Source organism: Bradyrhizobium cosmicum, from assembly GCF_007290395.2.
GTDB lineage: Bacteria > Pseudomonadota > Alphaproteobacteria > Rhizobiales > Xanthobacteraceae > Bradyrhizobium > Bradyrhizobium cosmicum.
On record NZ_CP041656.2, the window covers coordinates 3,522,422 to 3,545,665 of the forward strand.

Annotated in this window: 20 protein-coding genes and 1 riboswitch; of the genes, 18 read left to right on the plus strand and 2 right to left on the minus strand. The window is 65.1% G+C overall.

Annotated elements, in window-relative coordinates; translation table 11 throughout:
* Positions 1-11 precede the first annotated feature (11 nt).
* The 8 genes from FNV92_RS16960 to FNV92_RS16995 all read left to right on the plus strand — a co-directional run bounded on the left by FNV92_RS16960 (position 12) and on the right by FNV92_RS16995 (position 7,851).
* Complete coding sequence (locus tag FNV92_RS16960; protein WP_143845602.1) at positions 12-1,415, plus strand: pyruvate dehydrogenase complex E1 component subunit beta; 1,404 nt, start codon at positions 12-14, stop codon at positions 1,413-1,415.
* Between the two features lie 3 nt (positions 1,416-1,418).
* Positions 1,419-1,721 carry a DUF5076 domain-containing protein gene (locus FNV92_RS16965; protein WP_015685879.1) on the plus strand — a complete coding sequence of 101 codons (303 nt, stop codon included), beginning with the start codon at positions 1,419-1,421 and terminating at the stop codon, positions 1,719-1,721.
* 2 nt (positions 1,722-1,723) lie between these two features.
* Complete coding sequence (locus FNV92_RS16970; RefSeq protein ID WP_143845601.1) at positions 1,724-2,176, plus strand: nucleoside deaminase; 453 nt, start codon at positions 1,724-1,726, stop codon at positions 2,174-2,176.
* Between the two features lie 64 nt (positions 2,177-2,240).
* Positions 2,241-3,608, plus strand: a complete 1,368-nt coding sequence (locus FNV92_RS16975; RefSeq protein WP_015685881.1) for a pyruvate dehydrogenase complex dihydrolipoamide acetyltransferase — start codon at positions 2,241-2,243, stop codon at positions 3,606-3,608.
* A gap of 58 nt (positions 3,609-3,666) precedes the next feature.
* Positions 3,667-3,867 carry a hypothetical protein gene (locus FNV92_RS16980; protein WP_143845600.1) on the plus strand — a complete coding sequence of 67 codons (201 nt, stop codon included), beginning with the start codon at positions 3,667-3,669 and terminating at the stop codon, positions 3,865-3,867.
* A 17-nt stretch (positions 3,868-3,884) separates the two neighbouring features.
* Entirely contained in the window at positions 3,885-5,306 is a 1,422-nt protein-coding gene (gene lpdA / locus FNV92_RS16985; protein ID WP_143845599.1) for a dihydrolipoyl dehydrogenase, read from the plus strand.
* Between the two features lie 134 nt (positions 5,307-5,440).
* Entirely contained in the window at positions 5,441-6,682 is a 1,242-nt protein-coding gene (locus FNV92_RS16990; protein ID WP_015685884.1) for a threonine synthase, read from the plus strand.
* A 197-nt stretch (positions 6,683-6,879) separates the two neighbouring features.
* The gene (locus FNV92_RS16995; RefSeq protein WP_168213680.1) at positions 6,880-7,851 is read left to right on the plus strand and encodes a tripartite tricarboxylate transporter substrate binding protein BugD; all 972 of its coding nucleotides are present in this window, start codon (positions 6,880-6,882) and stop codon (positions 7,849-7,851) included.
* 17 nt (positions 7,852-7,868) lie between these two features.
* On the opposite strand, the gene FNV92_RS17000 is transcribed toward FNV92_RS16995, so the two are convergent.
* Positions 7,869-10,055: a lytic transglycosylase domain-containing protein gene (locus tag FNV92_RS17000; protein WP_143845597.1), complete on the minus strand. Its 2,187-nt coding sequence runs from the start codon at positions 10,053-10,055 to the stop codon at positions 7,869-7,871.
* A gap of 321 nt (positions 10,056-10,376) precedes the next feature.
* On the opposite strand from FNV92_RS17000, the gene FNV92_RS17005 reads away from it, so the two are divergent.
* From FNV92_RS17005 to FNV92_RS17045, 9 genes are all read left to right on the plus strand, one after another.
* Entirely contained in the window at positions 10,377-12,113 is a 1,737-nt protein-coding gene (locus FNV92_RS17005) for an adenylate/guanylate cyclase domain-containing protein (protein ID WP_168213679.1), read from the plus strand.
* A 129-nt stretch (positions 12,114-12,242) separates the two neighbouring features.
* The gene (locus FNV92_RS17010; protein WP_168213678.1) at positions 12,243-12,419 is read left to right on the plus strand and encodes a hypothetical protein; all 177 of its coding nucleotides are present in this window, start codon (positions 12,243-12,245) and stop codon (positions 12,417-12,419) included.
* A gap of 216 nt (positions 12,420-12,635) precedes the next feature.
* Positions 12,636-12,848, plus strand: coding sequence for a hypothetical protein (locus tag FNV92_RS17015; protein ID WP_143845595.1), 213 nt, complete (start codon positions 12,636-12,638; stop codon positions 12,846-12,848).
* Between the two features lie 102 nt (positions 12,849-12,950).
* Positions 12,951-13,208, plus strand: coding sequence for a hypothetical protein (locus FNV92_RS17020; protein ID WP_143845594.1), 258 nt, complete (start codon positions 12,951-12,953; stop codon positions 13,206-13,208).
* A gap of 86 nt (positions 13,209-13,294) precedes the next feature.
* The gene (locus FNV92_RS17025) at positions 13,295-13,516 is read left to right on the plus strand and encodes a hypothetical protein (protein WP_015685891.1); all 222 of its coding nucleotides are present in this window, start codon (positions 13,295-13,297) and stop codon (positions 13,514-13,516) included.
* A gap of 75 nt (positions 13,517-13,591) precedes the next feature.
* Positions 13,592-13,807, plus strand: a riboswitch (cobalamin riboswitch).
* Between the two features lie 114 nt (positions 13,808-13,921).
* Positions 13,922-16,162 (plus strand): TonB-dependent receptor, encoded by a 2,241-nt coding sequence (locus FNV92_RS17030; protein ID WP_143845593.1) that lies wholly within the window; start codon positions 13,922-13,924, stop codon positions 16,160-16,162.
* Between the two features lie 62 nt (positions 16,163-16,224).
* Positions 16,225-16,803, plus strand: coding sequence for a hypothetical protein (locus FNV92_RS17035; RefSeq protein ID WP_143845592.1), 579 nt, complete (start codon positions 16,225-16,227; stop codon positions 16,801-16,803).
* Between the two features lie 491 nt (positions 16,804-17,294).
* Entirely contained in the window at positions 17,295-19,019 is a 1,725-nt protein-coding gene (gene ilvD, locus FNV92_RS17040) for a dihydroxy-acid dehydratase (RefSeq protein ID WP_143845591.1), read from the plus strand.
* Positions 19,006-19,827 carry a tetratricopeptide repeat protein gene (locus FNV92_RS17045; protein WP_015685895.1) on the plus strand — a complete coding sequence of 274 codons (822 nt, stop codon included), beginning with the start codon at positions 19,006-19,008 and terminating at the stop codon, positions 19,825-19,827. The genes ilvD and FNV92_RS17045 overlap by 14 nt, the downstream gene beginning before the upstream one ends.
* Before the next feature lie 14 nt (positions 19,828-19,841).
* On the opposite strand, the gene xth is transcribed toward FNV92_RS17045, so the two are convergent.
* The gene (gene xth / locus FNV92_RS17050; RefSeq protein WP_143845590.1) at positions 19,842-20,639 is read right to left on the minus strand and encodes an exodeoxyribonuclease III; all 798 of its coding nucleotides are present in this window, start codon (positions 20,637-20,639) and stop codon (positions 19,842-19,844) included.
* 132 nt (positions 20,640-20,771) lie between these two features.
* Here xth and FNV92_RS17055 point away from each other — a divergent pair, with 132 nt between their 5' ends.
* Entirely contained in the window at positions 20,772-23,108 is a 2,337-nt protein-coding gene (locus tag FNV92_RS17055; protein WP_143845589.1) for an ATP-binding protein, read from the plus strand.
* Positions 23,109-23,244: the final 136 nt, after the last annotated feature.

Genomic DNA, 23,244 nt, shown 5'->3' on the forward strand with positions numbered 1-23,244 from the left:
TTGGAGTCGATATGCCAATTCAAGTGCTGATGCCCGCGTTGTCGCCCACGATGGAGAAGGGCAACCTTTCCAAATGGCTCAAAAAAGAGGGCGAGACGATCAAGTCGGGCGATGTCATCGCCGAGATCGAGACCGACAAGGCGACCATGGAGGTCGAAGCGACCGATGAGGGCACGCTCGGCAAGATCCTCATCCCCGAAGGCACCGCGGACGTCGCCGTGAACACGCCGATCGCGACCATTCTCGCCGATGGCGAGAGCGCCGCCGATCTCGCCAAGGCGCCCGCGCCGGCCAAGCAGGAGAAGGCCGCGGAGCCCACTCCGCCCGCCGCCGCAAAGGCCGAAGCGCCTGCGCCCAAGTCTTCAGAGTCGAAGGCCGCCCCGGCGCCCCAGGCCGTTGCTGAACCCGATCCGGAAGTGCCCGCCGGCACCGAGATGGTGACCCAGACCATCCGTGAAGCGCTGCGCGACGCCATGGCCGAAGAGATGCGCCGCGACGCCGACGTCTTCGTGATGGGCGAGGAGGTCGCCGAATATCAGGGCGCCTACAAGGTCACGCAGGGCTTGCTGCAGGAATTCGGACCCAAGCGCGTGATCGACACGCCGATCACCGAGCACGGCTTTGCCGGCGTCGGCGTCGGTGCCGCCATGGCGGGCCTGAAGCCGATCGTCGAGTTCATGACCTTCAACTTCGCCATGCAGGCGATCGACCAGATCATCAACTCCGCCGCGAAGACGCTCTACATGTCCGGCGGCCAGATGGGTTGTTCGATCGTGTTTCGCGGGCCCAACGGCGCCGCCGCCCGCGTTGCCGCCCAGCACAGCCAGGACTACTCGGCCTGGTACTCGAGCGTCCCGGGCCTCAAGGTCGTCGCGCCGTTCTCGGCTGCCGACTACAAGGGCCTGCTCAAGGCCGCGATCCGCGACCCCAATCCGGTCATCTTCCTCGAGAACGAGGTGCTCTACGGTCACACCGGCGAGGTGCCCAAGCTCGACGATTTCGTGATTCCGATCGGCAAGGCGCGTATTGCCCGCACCGGCGGCCACGTCACGATCATCTCCTGGTCGAACGGCATGACCTATGCGCTGAAGGCGGCCGACGAGCTTGCCAAGGATGGCATCGAGGCCGAGGTGATCGATTTGCGCACGCTGCGGCCGATGGACACCGAGACCATCATCGCCTCCGTCAAGAAGACGGGGCGCGCCGTCACGGTGGAAGAGGGCTGGGCCCAGAACGGCGTCGGCGCCGAGATCGCCGCACGCATCATGGAGAACGCCTTCGACTATCTGGATGCGCCGGTTACGCGCGTCTCGGGCAAGGACGTGCCGATGCCCTATGCTGCGAACCTGGAGAAGCTCGCGCTGCCCTCGGTGGCCGAAGTGGTCGAGGCCGCCAAAGCCGTCTGCTACAGGTAGGCCATGGCGGGCCCGAAGGAGCAGCCATTGCCACCCGACGTCCTTGCCCGCGATGACGCGGTCGAGATCCTGCGCGTGTTCGTGCTGGACGGCGGGCTGTCGATGGCGTTCCAGCGTGCCTTCGAGGAGCCCGACATGTGGGGCCTGCTGCTGGTCGATCTCGCCCGCCACGCCGCGCGCGCCTATGCGCGTGAGAGCGAATATACCGAGGAAGACGCGATGAACCGGATCCTGGAGATGTTCCAGGCCGAGATCGAGCGTCCCACGGACACCGGCACGACGACACCGCGCGGGAAGGGACACTGACCGTGGCGATCGAATCCCACCATTTCGACTTCATGCTGGAGGCGATCCGCGAGGCGGAGGCCTCGATCGCGCAGGGCGGCCTGCCGATCGGCGCCGTGCTGACACGCGACGACAAGATCATCGCCCGCGGCCACAACAATCGTGTGCAGGAAAACAACGTGATCCTGCATGGCGAGATGAGCTGCCTGCGTGAGGCCGGCGCGATCACGTTCCACGACACCGTCATGTACACCACGCTGTCGCCATGCTCGATGTGTGCCGGCGCGCTCGCTCTGTTCAAGGTCAAGCTGGTGGTGATCGGGGAATCCGTCACCTTCGAGGGCTCCAAGGACATCCTCGACAAGTTCGGCATCCCCTGGATCGATCTTGCCGACAATCGCTCCATCACCATGATGAAGAATTGGCGTTCCGTCCCGGCCAATGAGCGCCTGTGGCAAGGCGACATCGGCAACTAAATCTAGGTCCTGTTCGTCCTCGCTTCCGGGGGCGAATTTTTGAAAAGTTTGTCTTGAGGTCAGCATGCCCATCAACATCCTGATGCCCGCTCTCTCGCCGACGATGGAGAAGGGCAACCTCGCCAAGTGGCTGAAGAAGGAAGGCGACAAGGTCAAATCCGGCGACGTCATCGCCGAGATCGAGACCGACAAGGCGACCATGGAGGTCGAGGCCATCGACGAGGGCACGATCGCCAAGATCCTCGTGCCCGAGGGTACGCAGGACGTCCCGGTCAACGACGTGATCGCGGTGCTCGCCGGCGAGGGCGAGGACGTGAAGGCGGCAAGCAGCGCCAAGCCCAGCGCTTCGGCGGCGCCGCCGAAAGCTCCCGAGAAGGCTGCCGAGGCTCCCGCTGCTGCGCCGGCTCCGGCCGCTGCGCCTGCTGCCCCCAAGGCTGCCCCGCCGCCCGCTGCTCCGGCACCGCAGGCCGCGGCTCCCGCCGCGCAGAGCAACGGCCATGGCGGCCGCGTGTTCTCGTCGCCGCTCGCCCGCCGTCTCGCCAAGGATGCCGGCATCGATGTGTCGATGGTATCAGGCACGGGCCCGCACGGCCGCGTGGTCGCCCGCGACGTGGAGCAGGCCAAGTCCGGCAAGGGCCTCAAGGCGCCCGCGGCGGCACCGTCCGGCGGTGCGCCTGGAATCGCGCCGACCATGTCGGACAAGCAGATCCTGTCGCTGTTCGAGCCCGGCTCCTACGAGATCATCCCGCATGACGGCATGCGCCGCACCATCGCGCAGCGCCTGACCGCGTCGATCCAGAACGTCCCGCACTTCTACCTCACCATCGACTGCGATATCGGCAAGCTGCTCGCCGCGCGCGAGGAGATCAATGCGGCTGCTCCAAAGGACAAGGAGAAGAAGCCGCTCTACAAGATCTCGGTCAACGACTTCGTCATCAAGGCGATGGCGGTGGCGCTGCAAAAGATCCCGAACTGCAATGTGAGCTGGACCGAAAGCGGCATGGTCAAGCACCACCATTCCGACGTCGGCGTCGCCGTGGCGATGCCCGGCGGCCTGATCACGCCGATCATCCGCAAGGCCGAGACCAAGACGCTCTCGACCATCTCCAACGAGATGAAGGATTTTGCCGCGCGCGCGCGTTCCCGCAAATTGAAGCCCGAGGAATATCAGGGCGGCACCACCGCCGTCTCGAACCTCGGCATGTACGGCATCAGCCACTTCACCGCCGTGATCAATCCGCCGCATGCGACCATCCTGGCGGTCGGCACCAGCGAGGAGCGTCCCGTCGTCCGCGGCGGCAAGATCGAGATCGCGCACATGATGAGTGTGACCCTGTCCTGCGATCACCGCGCCATCGACGGCGCGCTCGGCGCCGAGCTGATCGGGGCGTTCAAGCAGCTGATCGAAAACCCTGTCATGATGATGGTCTGACGCGGCGGCGGAGGGGGCAATTTTGCATGTCCGTACCCGATGGCCATGGATATCGCTGTTGCTCGGAGCCCTCGTCGCGCTCAATCCGATCGGGCTGGATTTTCTTCAGTCCGCCTTCCTGTCCGGGGAGCAACTATCGCGGAATATCGCTCGACCCATCGTGTTGAGCGCGCTGGCCGTCGTGATCCTGCTCGGGATCGTCGAATGGCTGGTCAGGTTTGTTGTCTTCAGGCGCCGTGCACGCGGCGTTAAGTCTTGAGTTGAACGGGAGCCGCTATGGCCGACACATCCTTCGACGTCATCATCATCGGCTCCGGCCCCGGCGGCTACGTTGCCGCGATCCGGGCCGCCCAGCTCGGCTTCAAGACCGCGATCGTCGAGAAATCCTATCTCGGCGGCATCTGCCTGAACTGGGGCTGCATCCCGACCAAGGCGCTGCTTCGCTCGGCCGAGATCTACCACTACATGCAGCATGCCAAGGATTACGGTCTGTCGGCGGACAACATCTCGTTCGATCCGAAGGCGGTGGTCCAACGCTCGCGCGGCGTCTCGAAGCGGCTGAACGACGGCGTCGGCTTCCTGATGAAGAAGAACAAGGTCAGCGTGATCTGGGGCGCCGCCTCGATCGACGCGCCCGGCAAGGTTACCGTGAAGAAATCCGACGCCGAGGCGCCGAAGGGCGCGCTGGGCGAGGGGAGCTACCAGGCCAAGCACATCATTGTTGCGACCGGCGCGCGGCCCCGCGTGCTGCCGGGGCTCGAACCCGACAAGAAGCTGATCTGGACCTATTTCGAGGCGATGGTGCCGGAGAAGATGCCGAAGTCGCTGCTGGTCGTCGGCTCCGGTGCGATCGGCATCGAGTTCGCCTCGTTCTTCCGCACGATGCGAAGCGACGTCACTGTGGTCGAGGTCCTGCCGCAGATCCTCCCGGTCGAGGACGCCGAGATCGCGGGCCTCGCGCGCAAGCGCCTGGAGAAGCAGGGCATCAAGATCATGTCCTCGACCAAGGTGACCAAGCTCGAAAAGAAAGCCGACAGCGTCGTCGCCACCATCGACGACGGCAAGGGCAAGCCCGTCACCACCGAGTTCGAGCGCGTGATCTCGGCGGTCGGCGTCGTCGGCAACATCGAGAATCTCGGCCTTGAAAAGCTCGGGGTGAAGACGGACCGCGGCTGCATCGTGATCGACGGCTACGGCAAGACCAACGTGCCGGGCATCTATGCCATCGGCGACGTCGCGGGGCCCCCGATGCTCGCGCACAAGGCCGAGCATGAAGGCGTCGTCTGCGTCGAGGCCATCAAGGGCCTGCATCCGCATCCCATGGACAAGCTCCTGATTCCTGGTTGCACCTACTGCAATCCGCAGGTCGCCTCGGTCGGTCTGACCGAAGCCAAGGCCAAGGAGGGGGGCCGCGAGATCCGCGTCGGCCGCTTCCCCTTCGTCGGCAACGGCAAGGCGATCGCGCTCGGCGAGGACCAGGGCCTCGTCAAGGTGATCTTCGACAAGAAGACCGGACAGCTTCTCGGCGCCCACATGGTCGGCGCTGAAGTCACCGAGCTGATCCAGGGCTACGTCGTCGCCATGAACCTGGAGACCACGGAAGAAGAGCTGATGCACACGGTGTTCCCGCATCCGACCTTGTCGGAGATGATGAAGGAAGCCGTGCTCGATGCGTATGGAAGGGTGCTGAATATTTGACCATCTTCGCCGCCGTCATTGCGAGCGAAGCGAAGCAATCCAGACTGTCTCCGCGGAAAGATTCTGGATTGCTTCGCTTCGCTCGCAATGACGGGCCGAGAGAGCCGTTTGCAAAACAAGAAGGAAATCACCCCATGCACGACAACGACAACCTCACCATCGAACGCCCGACCTTCGTCACCCATCTCGAATGCGCGATGGAGGGCGATCACTACGCCGCTGACCAGGTCCACAACCTCTCCAAGGCCGGCAAGCCGCTGCTGGTGCGCTACGACCTCGCCGGCGTGAAGAAGGCGCTGACCAAGGACGCGCTCGCGCAGCGCCCCGCCGACATGTGGCGCTACCGCGAGCTGCTGCCGGTGCGCAAATGCAAGGACATCGTCTCGCTCGGCGAAGTCACCACGCCGCTGATCCGGCTGCCCAAGCTCGGGAAAAAGCTCGGCGGCGGTGAGATCATCGTGAAAGACGAGGGACGCCTGCCGACCGGCTCGTTCAAGGCGCGCGGCCTCGTGATGGCGGTGTCGATGGGCAAGGCGCTCGGCATCAAGCACATGGCGATGCCGACCAATGGCAATGCCGGTGCGGCGCTCGCCGCCTATGCGACCTCCTGCGGCATCAAGACCACGATCTTCTGCCCGGCCGACACGCCCGAAGTGAACGTCAGCGAGATCGAACTGCAGGGCGCGACCGTCTACCGCGTCAACGGCTATATCGACGATTGCGGCAAGATCGTCGGCGAGGGCAAGGCCAAGGTCGGCTGGTTCGACACCTCCACGCTGAAGGAGCCGTACCGCATCGAAGGCAAGAAGACGATGGGCCTGGAGCTCGCCGAGCAGCTCGACTGGGACGTGCCCGACGTGATCTTCTACCCGACCGGCGGCGGCACCGGCCTGATCGGCATGTGGAAGGCCTTCGACGAGCTGGAAAAGATCGGCTTCATCGGCAGCAAGCGCCCGCGCATGGTCGCGGTGCAGGCGTCCGGCTGCGCGCCGATGGTGCGCGCCTATGAGGCCGGCACAGAGCATGCGACGCGCTGGGAGGACGCCCACACCATCGCCTCGGGCATTCGCGTGCCGCAGGCGATCGGCGATTTCCTGATTTTGCGCGCGGTGCGGCAGAGCAATGGCTTTGCGATCGCGGTCGATGACGACAAGATCTCGGCTGCGCTGAACGAGGTCGCGCGCGAGGAGGGGCTGCTGCTGTGTCCCGAGGGCGCCGCGACCTACGCCGCCTACAAGGACAGCCTCGCCGATGGCCGCGTCAGCAAGACCGATCGCGTGATGCTGTTCAACTGCGCCACCGGCCTGAAATACCCCCTGCCGCCGGTCACCCGGACGCTCGACCGCCACAAGCCGATCGATTACACGCAGTTCTAGTCTTCTCCCTCGCCTCGCTTGCGGGGGCGCGACGAGCTTCGCTCGCGCTGGGAGGGGCGGGGTGAGGGGAGTCTCCGCGGGAGCGGCGACAGTTGGGTCCGCGGAGACTCCCCCTCATCCGAATGCCGCACCATTCGACCTCTCCCCGCAAGCGGGGCGAGGTAAAGAAAAACAAAGAACATCGCTGGGAGAAAACAATGAAGAAGGCCGCCTGGGCTGCGCTGATCGGCATTGTCACGTTTACCGGCGCCGTGCGCGCCGACGACTATCCCTCACGTCCCATCACAATCATCGTGCCCTTCGCGGCCGGTGGCCCGTCCGATGCGATGGCGCGCGTGCTCGCCGAGCGGATGCGGACGTCGCTCGGTCAGCCGCTGGTGATCGAGAACGTCACCGGCGCGGGTGGCTCGATCGGCGTCGGCCGCGCGGTGCATTCGCCGCCTGACGGCTACACCATCTCGTTCGGCCATCTCGGCACCCATGTCGCCAACGGCGCCGTCTACAAGCTCAATTACGACCTCGTCGCCGATCTCGAACCGGTGGTGCTGCTGCCGAGCAACCCGATGATCGTCGTCAGCAAGAACGCGGTGCCTGCGACGTCGCTGAAAGAGCTGATCGAATGGCTGAAGTCGCGGCCGTCATCGCCGACCGCAGGCACTGCCGGTGCAGGCTCCGGCAGCCACATCGCCGGCGTCTATTTCGAGAGCGTCTCGGGCGTGAAGCTGCAATACGTGCCGTATCGCGGCACTGCGCCTGCGCTGAACGACCTCATCGCGGGACAGATCGACGTCATCGTCGACCAGACCTCCAACTCCATCAACCAGGTCCGCGCCGGCACCATCCGCGCCTACGCTATCACCGACGACAAGCGCCTGGCCTCGGCGCCCGACATTCCGACCGCGGAGGAAGCCGGGCTCAAGGGCTTCAACATGACGCTGTGGTCTGGCCTGTGGGTGCCCAAGGGCACGCCGAAGGAGATCGTCACCAGGCTCAATGCCGCAGCCGTGGAAGCGCTGAGCGATCCCGCCGTGAAGAAGCAGCTCGAAAGCCAGGGGCTGGAGATGACCCCGCAGAACCAGCTCACCCCCGAAGCGCTCGGCACGCGCCAGAAGGCCGAGATCGCCAAATGGTGGCCGATCATCAAAGCGGCGAACATCAAGGTGGATTGAGCGCAGGTGCTGGTGCGCTACTCCGATCCCATAAACCCCACCGGCGTCGCCACCGCAGCGGCATCCTTCGCCACCACGCGCTGGTCGCTCTTGCCGGCGACCACGCCGCTGCCCTCGAACCGCGCCCGGTAGACCAGCACGTTCTCGATCACGCGCTGGACGTAGTTGCGGGTCTCCGAGAGTGGGATGCGCTCGACCCAGTCGACCGGATCGACCTTGGGATCCCTGGGGTCGCCGCGCGCCTGCACCCATTCGCGCACGCGGCCGCGGCCGGCATTGTAGCCGGCGAAGGTCATGATCTGGTTGCCGCGATATTCCGACAGGAGTGCGCTCAGCTCGGCCGCGCCCATCTGGGTGTTGTAGACGGGATCGGAAACCATCTTGTCCCAGTCATAGGTCAGGCCGAAGCGCTTTGCGGTATCGCGGCCCGCTTCCGGCGTTACCTGCATCAGGCCGACGGCGTTGGCGGGCGACTTGTCGCGCTGGTCGAACGAGCTTTCGGTGCGCGCCACCGAATAGATCACGCTGGTCTCGATCGCGGGCGCGACCTGCTTGTGCTCGGGGATGCCGATGGTCGGGAAGGCGTAATGGTCGAGCGCCAGCCCGCGCGCCAGCGCCGACTTGCCGACCTCTAGCATCACGCGCGCATCGTTGCGCCGGCTGGCCAGTTCGCCGAGCGCTTCGAGCGCCGCGACGTCGGTACTCTCCTTGGCGAAATCCTCGGCGTAATAGAACACCATGTCGCGTTCGCCGATGCCGTAGAGCATCTCGGCGGCGCGCACGCGCTCGTCCGAGGGCGGGGTGTCGGCCGCGGCCAGCACGGGCGAGGGCGGACGCAGCTCGATGCGGTCAAGGCCAAGCTTCGCGCGGGCCAGCTGGCCGTAATAGGCGGTCGGATAGCGCGCCGCGGCCTGATAGCTCAGGCGCGCGTCCGCCATTGCATTCATCGCCTCGGCCGCGCGGCCGCGCCAATAATGCGCGCGCGACAGCGCGAGCGGATTGGCGGAGCCTTCGTCGATCGCGGCAAAGTGCATCATCGCCGTCCTGGGATCGTCGAGATAGCGCAGCGCGATCCAGCCGCACATGAAGTGATGGTCTACCCGGTAGACCTCCATCGCCGGGATGGCCGCCGTGCGCACCACGTCGTAAGCCGTCCTGGACTTGCCCTGGTCGAGCAGTTTGCGCGCGAGCAGGCGGCGCTCGCGCCACCAGGCGTCGGTGTCCTGCGCCGCCATCGTGTCGGGCGCGGCGGCCAGTATCACCTCGGCGGCGTCGTCGATGCGGTCGTTCTGGAGGTGCCATTGCGCGCGGCACAGCACGTAGCCGAGATCGCGGCGCGCTTCGGTCGAGACGTCCTCGAGATAGTCCTTGGCCTTGCTGGCCTTGCCGCTGACCGCGGCGCAGGCCTTCACGATCGCGAGCGCATCCTCGCCGAGCCGTTTTGCGGCGCGCCGTGCACCGGCATAGTCCTTGGCGCCGAGGCGCTTGTCCATGCGGGCGCGATGGTCGTCTGCAGTCAGCAGATCGCGGAACGCTTCGTAAGAATCCTCCTCGCTGCGCTCCGACAACTCGTCGGTGCGCCAGGCCTCGCGAACGAGACGCGCGGCTCTGTCGCTGTCACCTTCAGCGAGCAGTACGCGGGCGAGCGCGAACTTGCCCTTGGCGCTGGTCGGCCGGTCCATGGTGAATTTGTGCACGGTGGCCGCATCGCTCTTCTCCTGCCACAGCCGCGCCTCGGCGCGGCGGCGGAGCAGGGCACTGCTCGGCCAGTCCGGATTGGCGGCGAGAAAGGCCGCGTAGCGCTTGAAATTCGCGGTGCTCTCGGAATGGCGCAGGATGAACCAGTCGGCGAGCTTCGCCCCGGCGGGATCGGCAATGCGGTCGCGCGCCGCGCTCGCGTCGTCGGTCTTGCCCTTGCGCGCGAGATCGATGGCGTCCTTCAGCGCGGCGAGATCGCCGGTCAGCGGCGGCAGCATCGGCTTGTCCGAGACCTCGTTGTCCTGCTTGTTCGACTTGCGCTTGGCCTCGGCATGCCTGCCATGGCGCGACTTCGCCGCAGCGTGACGCTGCTTGCCGGCTTTCGCCTCATGTGTCTTCTTCGACGCGGACGATTTGTGACTGCTCTTCGCCGCCAGCTCGGCGGGGAGGAGGGCCATCGCGGCCACAGCAACGACACACGCGAGCGAGCGTAGGCACTGGTTCATTGCGTGGTCCCCCTGCGAAACCAGTACAAACCAAAGTCCGCGACGACATGCGGCTCGAGAATCAAACGACAACCAGACGATGCCACGGCATCGTTTCGCATTCCTCACGCTCACGCAACAATGCGGCAAAATACAGATGGGAACTCTGGAACTTCCGAAATCGCAAAAGGTGGTGGTTTTTAACCTTTGTTAACGAGTGGGGCTCTCGCGACGGTTGCGTACGACCGCGGCGTCGCGAATGGCCAGATTGCGCGTGTTCCCGCGGCGAAATCCGGTGTAATGAGTTCCCTGGACCCTCCTTTCAGCGTTTGCCCCGCCCTCATGCCGCTTTTCAACCAGTCGATCCGGCGCAAGATCGTCGGCATCGCCCTCGGATTGATCGTCCTGATGCTCGTCACCTCGATCCTGTCGATGGTGATGTCGAGCCAGGTCGGTGTCCTCCTGGGCGAGCTGAGCAACCGATACATCCCAGCCTATAGTCATCTGGCCCGTGCCAATATCCGCTCGCTGGAGCGGGCGCTGGCGCTGCGGCGAATGGTCATGACCAGGATGGGGTCGCCGTCGGACGAGGAGGCCTATGCCGCGCGGCTTCGCGACTTCGAGGGATTGGATCGCAAGTTCGAGGAAGAGGCCGAGACCGCGCGCAAGCTCATCAACGCCATCATCGACGACCCCAGCACTTATTCCGACAATGCCGCGCTGGCAAGGCTCGACGTCCGCATCGAAGGCGCTGTCACCGAGCTGCGGCGCAATCTTGACGACGGCAATGCCAAGCTGCTCAAGCAGATCGAGGCCAAGGACATGGCCGAGGCCCGCGGCACGCTGGAACAGCTCGACGCGCTGCGCGATGCGTTCAACCAGAGGATCGATGCTATCCGCGCCGACATGCTGACGCAGGTCTTCTTCTCGACCTCGCAGGTGATCAGCCGCCAGAGGCAGGCGATCATCATCTCCGGCATCGTGACCGTGCTTGCGGCGGTGGTCGGATTTGCGTTTGCGCTGCTCGTCTCCAGCGGCATCACGCGGCCGGTGCGACTGCTGCTTGCCGGCACCCGCGAGGTCGAGGCGGGCCGCTTCGACAAGACCATCACGGTCTCGACCACGGACGAGATCGGCGAACTCGCCGCCGCCTTCAACCGCATGATCGAGCAGTTGCGTCAGAACGAGCGCATTCGCGAGACCTTTGGCCGCTACATCGATCCCAAGGTGGTGCAGGGCCTGATCGACCGGCCCGAGGTCGCCATCGACGGCCAGCGCCGGGTGATGACCATCATGTTCTCCGACATGAGCGGCTTCACCTCGATGAGCGAGGGCATGACCCCGCGCGGCCTCGTCAAGGTGATGAACCACTACTTCACGGTGATGTCCGCTCCGATCAGGACGCACCGCGGCGTGATCGACAAATATATCGGCGACGCCATCATGGCCTATTGGGGCCCGCCCTTCATCGAGGAGGACGAGCCGGCGCTGCTCGCCTGCTTCGCCGCCATCGACATGGCCGACCAGGTGCCCGCGCTGCAGAAGCAATTGCCCGACCTGCTCGGCATCCGCGCCATGCCGGCGCCGTGCGATCTGCGGATCGGCATTGCCACCGGCGAGGTCCTGACCGGCAGCATCGGCTCCGAGCTGATGATGAGCTTTACGGTGATGGGCGACGCCGTGAACCTCGCCTCGCGCCTGGAAGCCGTCAACAAGACCTACGGCACCCGTATCCTGATCTCGCAGGCGACGGCGGAGGCGATCGGCACGGCCTGCGAGCTGCGTGAGATCGATCGCCTGACGGTCGCCGGCCAGAGCGTGCCGCAAGCCATTTTCGAAGTGATGAGCAAGGCGCACGGGCTCAGCGTGCCGCAGGAGACCCTGCGCGCGCGCTATGCGGAAGGCCTCGCCGCCTATCGCGCCCGCCGCTTCGACGAGGCTCGCGCCGCGTTCAACGCGGCGCTGGAAGCCGTCCCCGGCGACGGCCCGTCGCGCACGCTGCTCGCCCGCATCGCGCAATTCGAAGCCAGCCCGCCGGACGAGGGGTGGGACGGTGCTTGGCGGCTGGAGCAGAAGTAAGCGGTTGCGGCGGTGTCTCCACGCCGCCTTCACCGACGAAAATTCATTCTACTCCATAACGATGTTCGCCGTGACCTATTTCCCGGGCTTAGGTTTGCCGTCCTTGAGGCGTTTGATGGGGATACGCCGATGACAGATCTTGAGGACAGGCTGGAACGGTTCGAGACGCTCACCGCCGAATGCGAGTTGATCACCAAGCTCGCCACCGACAGCACCAAGCGCGAGTTCTATCTGAAGTTGGCGGAGCAGTATCGCCAGTTGGCGATCGATCTGCGGCAGGCGATTGCGACCAAGGCTGCGGCTTGAGGTCGATCTTCGACGTCAGCCTCGGACATGCAAACCGCTGCATGATGGGTGGAACCATCGCGGGGCCGCGCGGCTGAAAGCCGTTTTTAACGTTTGGCACGCATCCTTGAGGCGTGGAGACGCTTGCTGGGCTGCTCCGCTGTGGGAATGCCGCGGCTCGTTGCAATGCAACGCGACTCGCGGATATCGTTTGATCATGCCTCACAGGGCCCTCCCATGCGCCTCCTTGCGGTGATCGTGCTCACGCTGATGACAGCGGCCTGCAACCAGGAGCAGGACATCACCGGCTCGACTCCGGTCTGCGCGATGCGGACCTACACCTCCTACAATCCCCGCGACATCAACCAGTGCGTTGCGGCCTGCAAGGCGTGCGACCACGGCAACACCGTCACCTGCTCGACGTCCTGCACGCTCAAGGGTGCGCGCTGAGTCGCCTCGATTCCCCGGGACGGGACTGACGGTGCCCCGGCACCGGAACGATTGCGTCGGATCATCATTAGAACAGGCAGGCAGGACACGGAGTCCAATGGAATGGGGATGCTCGATCCCGGTCGGTTTCTGGTGTCATGCTCGCATTGCGAGGCCTGGCCGATGGCGGCGAATGTGAAACGCGCGGGCTGGTCGGCATCTCCGCACGAGGTCCGCTTCATGTGCCCGCGCTGCCGCCGCGAGGAGACCGCCATCATCTCCGCTTCCGGGCAGCTGATGCCGATCAAGCGCGCTGACATCCCGACGCACGACGTGGCCGTGGGCCAATCCCAGGCCTTGCGTCCAAGAGGGCGGACGTAAGCGCTGGCGCATTGCCTGATCCTTTTGGAACCCGGGCGACGCCTGGGCGTTTCTGCCTCGACATCAACGCATCGAGGGCCGTGCGAATGATCAGCGAACATTTCGACACCCGCACACGGATCAACATGAAGCTGGCGCTGGACCGGATCTGCCGCAATCGCCCCGTCGGCGAGGACCATGGCTTCCGCAGGTCGGTCGCCGAGAAGATCATCCGCTGCGCGCTGACGGGCCGTACCGGCATCGGCCAGCTCGTCGATGCCGGTGAGCGGGCGACGGTGCGGACGCGCTTTGAAACCGAACGGGCCTGATTGCGCCAGCTCAATCCTCGGTGCGGGACTTCGGTGCTCACGCAACCGGCCGATTGACTCCCCGCTTGTCCGGCTCGTAGATTGCTACGTGACGGTTCTCCTCACGGAGATCAAAAGGGAACGTGGTGCGGGAATGTCCAAACTTTCGGGATTGTCTCAATGCCATGGCTGCCCCCGCAACTGTAAGCGGTGAATCTCTCGTCATATGCCACTGGGAATCTCGGTCCCGGGAAGGCGACGCAGAGGTAACGACCCGCGAGCCAGGAGACCTGCCGTCAGCCGTGGTCACACGCGAAGATGTCGGTCGGGGAGTACAGACATTGGCTTCATCGGAGCAATCCATCGCTCCGCGGTGAAACCTCGTTCGCTGTGACGTGCCACTGACGTCACACCGAGGTTACAACTGTGTCCCGTATTGTCTCTGCCGCCAGGCGCCTCAGCGCCGGCCTGTTCGCGACCACTTCTCTTTGCTCGCTCGATCCATCGCTCGCCCGCGCGCAGCAAGCCGTCGCCGAGCAACTGCCGCCGATCGAAGTGACGAGGCCCGACGACCCGAACCGCACGCGCGCCCGGGCGACCGGCGACGGCGACACGACGAGCCGGCGTGCGCCCCCGAAGGTCGCCCGGAGCGGAGCGCCGGCAGCCGGTTCCTCCGGCGCCGCCAGTGAGGCCGTCGCCGGCACCGGCGGCATTGTCGGGGCCGCCACGACCGTGATCACGGCCGCGGACATCGCACATGCGCCGTCGCAGACGCTCGCCGAGATCATCGCGGCGCAAGTCCCGGGCGCCCAGATCACGACGCTTTATGGCGGCCCGGTTACCGCGAAGACCGGCGTCGATTTGCGCGGCTTCGGCGCGTTTGCCACCGCCAACACGCTGGTGCTGGTCAACGGCCGGCGGCTGAACGACATCGACATGGCGCAGGTGGACCTCTCCACCATCCCGCTCAATTCAATCGAGCGCGTCGAGATCACGCGCGGCAATTCCGGCGCTGTGCTCTACGGCGACAATGCGGTCGGCGGCGTGATCAACATCGTCACCAGGAACGGCGTCGGCGGACCGCCGGTGGCCGCGCGCATCGAGGCCGGCTTCGGCTCGTTCAACACCAGGCTTGGCAATTTCTCGACGTCGCTCAATTCCGGGCCGTGGTCGACCTCGTTCTACGGCAACGCCGTCAGCACCGACGGCTACCGCGACAACAATCGCTATGTCCAGAAGAACGGCGTCGGCAATCTCAACTACACGACATCGGGCCTGACCGCTTTCCTGACCGTAACAGGCGACGATCAGGAACTGCGGTTGCCGGGCGGCCGCACCGTCGATCCCTCCATCGGCCTCGACGAACTCGCCAGCAACCGAAGGGGGACCAGCACGCCCTTCAACTATGCCAACCAGCAGGGCTTCAGCGCCACCGCGGGCTTCACCAAGACCCTGGTCAACGGCGTCGATCTCATCGTCGACGGCGGCGTGCGCGACAAGAAGCAGCAGAGCGCGTTCTTTGCGAGCCCAGCGCCGGTGCCCGCGTTCTTCACGTCGACCTATGTCGACGCGGATCTGACGACCTGGTCGATCACGCCGCGGCTCAGCGTGAAGAGCCTGCTGCTGGGACTGCCGTCGCAGCTGTTGACCGGCATCGACTATTACGATGCGAGCTTTCAGCAGAACCGCGGTGCCGGGCAGGGGCTCGCGCCCTGGCACAATTACGACCTCAGGCAGCAGACGGTTGCGGGCTATTTCCAGCACACACTGGGCGTGGCGCCGACTACCGAATTGTCCTATGGCGCGCGGGTGCAGACCATCAGCCTGTCGGCCCGCGACAAGTTCGATTCCTCAGCTCCGTTCAACGCCGACATCGGCGCGCTCCCGCTCAGCAGCAATGAGACCCAATACGCGCTGCATCTCGGTGCCGAGCATCGCCTCAACGAGACGGTTTCGTTGTTCGGCCGTGCCGCGCGCGCGTTCCGCACGCCCGACGTCGACGAGCGCGTGTCGTCAGGTCCGTCGTTCGACCCCTTCACCTTTGCTGCGATCCCGCAGACGTTCCAGCTCAAGACCCAGACCTCGCAGGATGTCGAGGGCGGGCTGCGCATCAAGGCAGGCGGGCTGCAGATGCAGAGCAGTCTCTACCTGATGGACCTCAGCAACGAGATCCATTTCAACCCCATCCTGTTCTACAACACCAATCTCGATCCGACCCGCCGCTATGGCTCGGAGACAAGTCTGTCATATCGCGTCAACGATGCCCTGCTGCTGCGTTCCGCCATGGCGGTCACGCGGGCCGTCTTCCGCGAAGGCGTCTGGGCCGGCAACGACGTGCCGCTGGTGTCGCGCTACACCGCCAGTGCGGGCGTCACCTGGAACATCTGGCAGAACTATGTGGTGCTCGATGCCACCGCGCGGTTCTGGAGCGAGCGGCGCATGGACAACGACCAGGCAGGAACGCAGAAGCCGATTCCTGCCAACGGCACCATCGACCTCAAGCTCAGCGGACAGTTCGAACGCTATTTCTGGTCGCTGAGCGTCAACAATGTGCTGAACGCGCTCTACTACGACTATGCGATCGCGAGCACCTTCACCGATGGCCGCTTCAGCGCCTATCCGCTGCCCGGCCGCACTTACCTGCTCAAGGCCGGCGCCACGTTCTGACCCCGGGTGGGGCTGTCATATGCCCTCAAATGCACTAGGCTTCAAACAGAAGGAGATCATCCATGGCTCTCGACATCCTGCCGTCTCACGGCGACCGTCTGCGGCTTCATCCGGTTGCGCCGCGCCTCGCGCCGATGTTTGGCTTTGTGCTGCTGACAGTGTCATGCGCGCTGGCAAGCTTCGCGTTCGCCTGTGCCACGCCGTTCGCGGCTTTCGCCGTCGTCGCCGCGGCGATGCTGCCGCTGCGTCCGGCGCTGCTCGTCGTCACCGGCGCCTGGCTCGTGAACCAGAGCATCGGCTTTGGCGTGCTGCACTATCCCATCGATGGCAGCACCATCGCCTGGGGCCTTGTCATCGGCGCGGCTGCGCTTCTCGCGACCATTGCTGCGTCGAGCATCCTGCGCATGCTGCCGCAGGGCCGCACGCCGCTGATGCTGGCGCTCGCGCTGGTCGCCGCCTATGCGGTCTATGAGCTTGCGCTGCTTGCCGCGACGCCGTTGCTCGGCGGCGAGGGCGCCTTCACCGCCGCCATCGTGACGCGCATAGGGCTGACCAGCGCCGCCTGGCTCGCCGGCCTCGTCGCTACTTGCGAGATCGTTCGCCTGGTCGATCCGCTCGGCCGTGCGATGCGGAACGCGTAAGGCGCCACCGTGGTTCAAGTCCGGTCATTGCGATGACCGGACCTTGACCCACCGCCGCAAGGCGACGGCCGTCCAGAGCGCGCACGCTGCCGCGGGGAATGACATTGGTATCTGGCGACGTAGCCATGTCCATGGCTGTCCACGCCGACTCACTTGGCTGAGCTCAAATCTCCGAACCAAGCGCGGGCGCATCATTACTGTGGTCAAATCTAAAGTTGCGTCTCGTCATTTCCGCGAGGTATCGAAGTAAGCCAACCCGTGTCCTTGGGGCCACGATTGTGCTGTCCACGCAACAGTTCCGGGCGATTTAACCGTTATCGCAGTCCGTTCGTATCAACGCCGCTTTTTGGCCACACCCGAACATGAATAAAATTGCTCTAATGTTTAGGGCTGCGGTGCCCGTGACAGGCGAAGGGAAATCCCAAGGTCGATTCAAATCTTGGGTCTGATTTTCCGGGTCTGACAAGGGTTAGCCAAGGAAACTGGTCGCGATGGATGCGAAGACCAACATCAAGCAGAGGCTGCCGAGCCGTCACGTGACGGAAGGCCCTACGCGCGCGCCCCATCGGTCCTACTTCTACGCCATGGGCCTGACCACCGAGCAGATCCACCAGCCCTTCGTCGGTGTCGCTTCGTGCTGGAACGAGGCCGCTCCATGCAATATCTCCCTGATGCGCCAGGCGCAGGCGGTGAAGAAGGGCGTGGCATCGGCCGGCGGCACGCCACGTGAATTCTGCACCATCACCGTCACCGACGGTATCGCCATGGGCCATGACGGCATGCGCTCCTCGCTGCCGTCGCGCGAGTGCATCGCCGATTCCGTCGAGCTGACCGTCCGCGGTCATGCCTATGACGCGCTGGTGGGCCTTGCCGGCTGCGACAAGTCGCTTCCGGGCATGATGATGGCCATGGTCCGCCTCAACGTGCCTTCGATCTTCATCTACGGCGGCTCGATCCTGCCCGGCAATTTCCGCGGGCAGCAGGTCACCGTGCAGGATATGTTCGAAGCGGTCGGCAAGCACTCGGTCGGCGCGATGTCGGACGAGGATCTCGACGAGATCGAGCGCGTGGCCTGCCCCTCGGCGGGCGCCTGCGGCGCGCAGTTCACCGCCAACACCATGGCGACCGTCTCGGAAGCCATCGGCTTGGCGCTGCCATACTCGGCCGGCGCTCCAGCCCCTTATGAAATTCGCGACGCCTTCTGCATGACCGCGGGCGAGAAGGTGATGGACCTGATCGCCCAGAACATCCGGCCGCGCGACATCGTGACCCTCAAGGCGCTGGAGAATGCGGCCGCCGTTGTCGCCGCCTCTGGTGGCTCGACCAATGCTGCACTGCACCTGCCGGCGATCGCGCATGAGTGCGGCATCAAGTTCGACCTGTTCGACGTCGCCGAAATCTTCAAAAAGACACCTTATGTCGCGGATTTGAAGCCGGGTGGCCGTTATGTCGCCAAAGACATGTTTGAAGTAGGTGGCATACCGCTTCTGATGAAGACGCTGCTCGACAACGGATTTCTCCACGGTGACTGCATTACGGTCACCGGTCGAACGATCGCCGAAAACCTCAAAAGCGTGAAATGGAATCCGCACCAGGACGTGGTGCACCCGGCGGACAAACCCATTACCGTTACTGGCGGTGTGGTCGGTCTGAAGGGCAATTTGGCGCCAGAAGGTGCGATCGTGAAAGTCGCGGGAATGTCCAACCTCAAGTTTACCGGTCCGGCCAGGTGCTTCGACCGTGAGGAGGATGCTTTCGAGGCGGTCCAGCAGCGCACCTATCGGGAAGGCGAAGTCATCGTGATCCGCTACGAGGGGCCCAAGGGCGGTCCCGGCATGCGGGAAATGCTCCAGACCACCGCGGCGCTGACCGGCCAGGGCATGGGCGGCAAGATCGCGCTCATTACCGACGGCAGGTTCTCCGGCGCCACCCGCGGCTTCTGCATCGGCCATGTCGGGCCGGAAGCGGCCATCGGTGGCCCGATCGGGCTGCTCCAGGACGGCGACATCATCGAGATCGACGCCGTCGCCGGTACCCTTAACGTAAAATTGAGCGACCAGGAGCTTGCCCAGCGCAAGACCAAATGGAGCGCTCGCGCGACTAACCATACGACGGGCGCGCTCTGGAAATATGCTCAGCAGGTTGGACCAGCGGTCGGTGGGGCAGTGACCCATCCGGGCGGCGCGCACGAGAAACAGTGTTATGCGGACATCTAGGCGTGCCATTGTTGCGTTTGTGTTGGGGGCCAGTGCGCTGGCCGCGCCGGCGTTTGCCTTCGACGGCTCGCCGGCCAACAACAAGGACGCCACCATCCCGGTCGTGACCACCTTGCCGGGCACGGCGGGAACCGTCCGCAGCAAGGTTCCGGCACCGACCCAGGAAACCTCGCTCAGCGCGCTGCAATATGCCGCCGAGGGCGGGCATCCGATCGCGCAGTGGAAGCTCGGCCGCATGTACGCCAATGGCGACGGCGTGGTTCAGGACGACGTGCGCGCCTTCGAATATTTCAGCCGGATCGCCAATGCGCATGCCGAGGACAGCCCGTCGGCGCCGCAGGCGCAGATCGTGGCTAACGCCTTCGTCGCGCTCGGCCGCTACTATCTCAGCGGCATCCCGAACTCGAAGATCAAGCCGGACCAGGACCGGGCTAGGGAGATGTTCTCCTACGCGGCCTCCTATTTCGGCAACGCGGACGCCCAGTACGATCTCGCCCGGCTGTACCTGAAGACGCCGGATGCCTCCCGCGAGGATTTCCGCTATGGCGCGCGCTGGCTTGGCCTCGCCGCCCAGAAGGGCCAGCACGAGGCCCAGGCGCTGCTCGGCCAGATGCTGTTCAACGGCGACCGCCTGCCGCGGCAGGCCGCGCGCGGCCTGATGTGGCTGACGCTGGCGCGCGACAGCGCCGGTGCCGAGGAGACCTGGATCAAGGAAAACTACAACCGAGCCTTCGCCAAGGCCTCCGACGACGACCGCGCCATGTGCCTGCAGATGCTGGAACAGTGGGTGCAGGGCCGCCGCGACTGATCCGCTGAGGCGGCTTACGCCGCCTCGAGATCCAGATCCGCCCACACTGGCACGTGGTCCGACGGCTTCTCCCAGGCCCGCACATAGCTGTCGATCCCGACATTGGCGAGCTTGTCGCTGGCCTGCGGCGACAGCAGCAGATGGTCGATGCGCAGGCCATGGTTCTTCTGCCAGGCGCCGGCTTGGTAATCCCAGAAGGTGTAGAGCCCGGGCTCGTCGGTGACAGCCCGCAGGGCATCGGTCAGGCCGAGACCGAGCAGGGACTGAAAACTCTCCCGCGTCTCCGGCTTGAACAGGGCGTCCTCGGTCCAGGCTGCCGGGTTGTGGACGTCGCGGGCGTGCGGGATGACGTTGAAGTCGCCGGCGAGGATCAGCGGCTCCTCGGTCTTGAGGCGCTCCTTCGAATACTCAAGAAGCCGCGACATCCATTTGAGCTTGTAAGGATATTTCTCGGTCCCGACCGGGTTGCCGTTGGGCAGATAGAGGCAGGCGATGCGCAGCACGCCGCGCTTCAGCGTCACCACGCCTTCGAGGAAGCGGGCATGGGCATCCTCGTCGTCGCCGGCCAGCCCCGACTTGGTCTCGTCGAACGGGAGCTTGGAGAGCAGGGCGACGCCGTTGAACGTCTTCTGCCCGTGCGTGACCACGTTGTAGCCGAGCGCCTCGATCTCCAGCCGCGGGAAGGCCTCGTCAACGCATTTGATCTCCTGGAGGCAGACGATGTCCGGCTGGCATTCCTTCAGCCAGGTCAGGAGGAGATCGATCCGCTGCCGGACCGAATTCACGTTCCAGGTGGCGACTCTGATGGGCATTTGGACGGCTCCGGACAGGGGCCTTGGTTAGAACAAAATGCAAACGCGCCCGTCAAGGACGCCGCAAAATCTCCCACAAAATTAACCCGGCTTAAGCCGCCGCTGCGCCATTGATATCGAAGAGGTTTTCGAATGGGATGGCCGGACAAATCCATGAAGCGAAGCGAGCCGCGCGACGGGCTGGTCGGCGCTTTCCTGTACTGGCTCGGCGGCTTCGAGATCGAGGACGGCCTGACCGCCGATCTCAGCGAGCGCGAGATGCGCCGCATCCGCGCCAAGCAGATCGACGCGGTGACACGGCTGATCCCGGTGACGATGGGCGTCACCCTGCTCAACGTCGCCATCGTGCTGATCCTGTTCTGGGGCAAGGGCTGGAACGATTTCCTCGCGATCTGGGGCCTGACGCTCGCCGCCACCGCCTCGCTCGCGGTGCGCTCATGGCGCCGGTCGCACAAGAACCCGCCGCAGGAGGCTTCACTGCGCGCGGCGCGGCACATGCTGCGGCAGGCATTCTTCCTCGCCGCGATCTGGGGCACGCTCCCGCTCGCGTTGTTCAGCCACATCGAGCCGACCAGCCAGCTGATCCTGGCCTGCCTGATGGTCGGCATGATGTCCGGCGGCGCCTTCACGCTGTCGACCTTTCCGCGTGCGGGCCTCGTCTATCTCGCCACCATGACGGTCGGCTGCGCCGGCGCGCTGTTGCTGTGCGGCACCGGGCCGTATCTGGTGACCTCGGTGTTCCTGCTGCTGTTCGCGTTCTTCATGGCGCGCAACATCGTCTCGCAGGGCAATTTGTTCCTCGGCAATCTCAAGGCCCAGCTCGAGCTCGAACGGCAGACCGAGATCATCTCGCTGCTTTTGAAGGATTTTCAGGAGAACGCCAGCGACTGGTTGTGGCAGACCGATGCCGAAGGACATCTGGTCGACGTGCCCCAGCGCTTCGCCGACGTCGCGCAGCTGCCGCTGCCGCTGCTGAAGGGATCGCACTTCGCCGACGTGCTCGACATGCTCTGCCCCGAGGACAAGAGCGCGGCCTACAACATCGTCGGCCTGATGGAGCACGCCGAACCGCTGCACGAGATGAACCTCAAGGTCGTCGCCGGCGGCGAAGCGCGGCTGTGGTCGTTCACGGCGAAGCCGGCCTATGACCGCGACGGCCAGTTCCTCGGCTATCGCGGCTTCGGCCGCGACGTCACCGAGCGCTGGCGCGCCGAAAAGGCCGAGGCCGAGAGCCGGGCCAAGTCGAATTTCCTCGCGGTGATGAGCCACGAGATCCGCACGCCCATGAACGGCGTGCTCGGCCTTGCCAGCATGCTGCTCGAAACCGAACTCGATCCGGAGCAGCGCGAGGCCGTCACCACGATCCGCGAGTCCGGCGACAACCTCCAGCGCATTCTCAACGACATCCTCGATCTCTCCAAGCTCGAGGCCGGCCGCTTCACGTTCGAGGCGGTCGACTTCGCGCCGCAGACGCTGGGCGAAACGGTCGCGACCGTCGTGCGTGCGGGGGCCAAGAGCAAGGGGCTCGCGGTCAATGTCGTGCTCGACCCGAGCCTGCCGCCGACGCTGCGCGGCGACGTCGCGCGCATCCGTCAGGTGCTGCACAACCTCGCATCGAACGCGGTGAAGTTCACCGATGCCGGCGAGGTGACGATAGCGGCGACCTGTCAGGCGCGCCGAGATCTGCTCGCGACCGTCGAATGGACCGTGACCGACAGCGGCATCGGCATCGCCCCCGACAAGGTCGGGCAGCTCTTCAGCGACTTCGCCCAGGCCGATGCCTCGATCAGCCGCCGCTTCGGCGGCACCGGGCTTGGACTTGCGATCTCCCGGCGCATCATCGAGCAGATGGGTGGCACCATCGGCGTCACCTCGACGCCGGGCGAGGGTTCGACCTTCCGCTTCACGCTGGTGCTGCCATGGAGCCAGGCGCAGGAATCCGACCAGACGACAGACCGCGACGAGGCCGACGAGCTGAAGGCGCGTATCGTCGAGCTCGATCGGCCGCTCAAGGTCCTGGTCGCCGAGGACGATGCCGTCAACCGGATGGTCGTGAGCAAGATGTTGGGTGCCTTCGACGTCGAGCTGAGCGTGGTCACCGATGGCATCGCGGCCGTCGCGGCGGCGTCCGAGAGCGACCATGATGTCGTGCTGATGGACGTGCGCATGCCCGGCATGGACGGCCTTGCCGCCACCCGCGCGATCCGCGCGCGAGGCGGCCGCTTCGATGCCTTGCCGATCATTGCGCTTACCGCCAATGCCTTCCCCGAAGACGTCAAGATCTGCCGCGAAGCGGGCATGTCGGACTTCCTGGCAAAGCCGCTACGGAAGCCCGCGCTGGTCGCGGCCTTGCTGCGCGCGCTGGACGGCAACGTTGCTGTTGCCCCGGAGGACGCGCCGCTTCAGCCGGCGCTGGAGCCGGGCGAGGTGGAGTGGACGGACGAGGAAAGGCAGATGACGGGCGCGTAGGCGCTAGCCACGTGCCTGAATAGGCGTTTCGCACCGGTTGGCCGGACGCTGGAAATTTGGATGCGCCGTGTTACCTTGCTCCGCCATGCGCCTTGTTGCCCTGCTTCTCATCTTGTTCACGGCCTCTGCCCGCGCC

Coding starts and splice junctions, on each gene's coding strand:
- FNV92_RS16960 (WP_143845602.1), top strand. CDS start 12: ATGCCAATTCAAGTGCTGATGCCCGCGTTGTCGCCCACGATGGAGAAG.
- FNV92_RS16965 (WP_015685879.1), top strand. CDS start 1,419: ATGGCGGGCCCGAAGGAGCAGCCATTGCCACCCGACGTCCTTGCCCGC.
- FNV92_RS16975 (WP_015685881.1), top strand. CDS start 2,241: ATGCCCATCAACATCCTGATGCCCGCTCTCTCGCCGACGATGGAGAAG.
- lpdA (WP_143845599.1), top strand. CDS start 3,885: ATGGCCGACACATCCTTCGACGTCATCATCATCGGCTCCGGCCCCGGC.
- FNV92_RS16990 (WP_015685884.1), top strand. CDS start 5,441: ATGCACGACAACGACAACCTCACCATCGAACGCCCGACCTTCGTCACC.
- FNV92_RS16995 (WP_168213680.1), top strand. CDS start 6,880: ATGAAGAAGGCCGCCTGGGCTGCGCTGATCGGCATTGTCACGTTTACC.
- FNV92_RS17000 (WP_143845597.1), bottom strand. CDS start 10,055: ATGAACCAGTGCCTACGCTCGCTCGCGTGTGTCGTTGCTGTGGCCGCG.
- FNV92_RS17005 (WP_168213679.1), top strand. CDS start 10,377: ATGCCGCTTTTCAACCAGTCGATCCGGCGCAAGATCGTCGGCATCGCC.
- FNV92_RS17010 (WP_168213678.1), top strand. CDS start 12,243: ATGACAGATCTTGAGGACAGGCTGGAACGGTTCGAGACGCTCACCGCC.
- FNV92_RS17015 (WP_143845595.1), top strand. CDS start 12,636: ATGCGCCTCCTTGCGGTGATCGTGCTCACGCTGATGACAGCGGCCTGC.
- FNV92_RS17020 (WP_143845594.1), top strand. CDS start 12,951: ATGGGGATGCTCGATCCCGGTCGGTTTCTGGTGTCATGCTCGCATTGC.
- FNV92_RS17025 (WP_015685891.1), top strand. CDS start 13,295: ATGATCAGCGAACATTTCGACACCCGCACACGGATCAACATGAAGCTG.
- FNV92_RS17035 (WP_143845592.1), top strand. CDS start 16,225: ATGGCTCTCGACATCCTGCCGTCTCACGGCGACCGTCTGCGGCTTCAT.
- ilvD (WP_143845591.1), top strand. CDS start 17,295: ATGGATGCGAAGACCAACATCAAGCAGAGGCTGCCGAGCCGTCACGTG.
- FNV92_RS17045 (WP_015685895.1), top strand. CDS start 19,006: ATGCGGACATCTAGGCGTGCCATTGTTGCGTTTGTGTTGGGGGCCAGT.
- xth (WP_143845590.1), bottom strand. CDS start 20,639: ATGCCCATCAGAGTCGCCACCTGGAACGTGAATTCGGTCCGGCAGCGG.
- FNV92_RS17055 (WP_143845589.1), top strand. CDS start 20,772: ATGGGATGGCCGGACAAATCCATGAAGCGAAGCGAGCCGCGCGACGGG.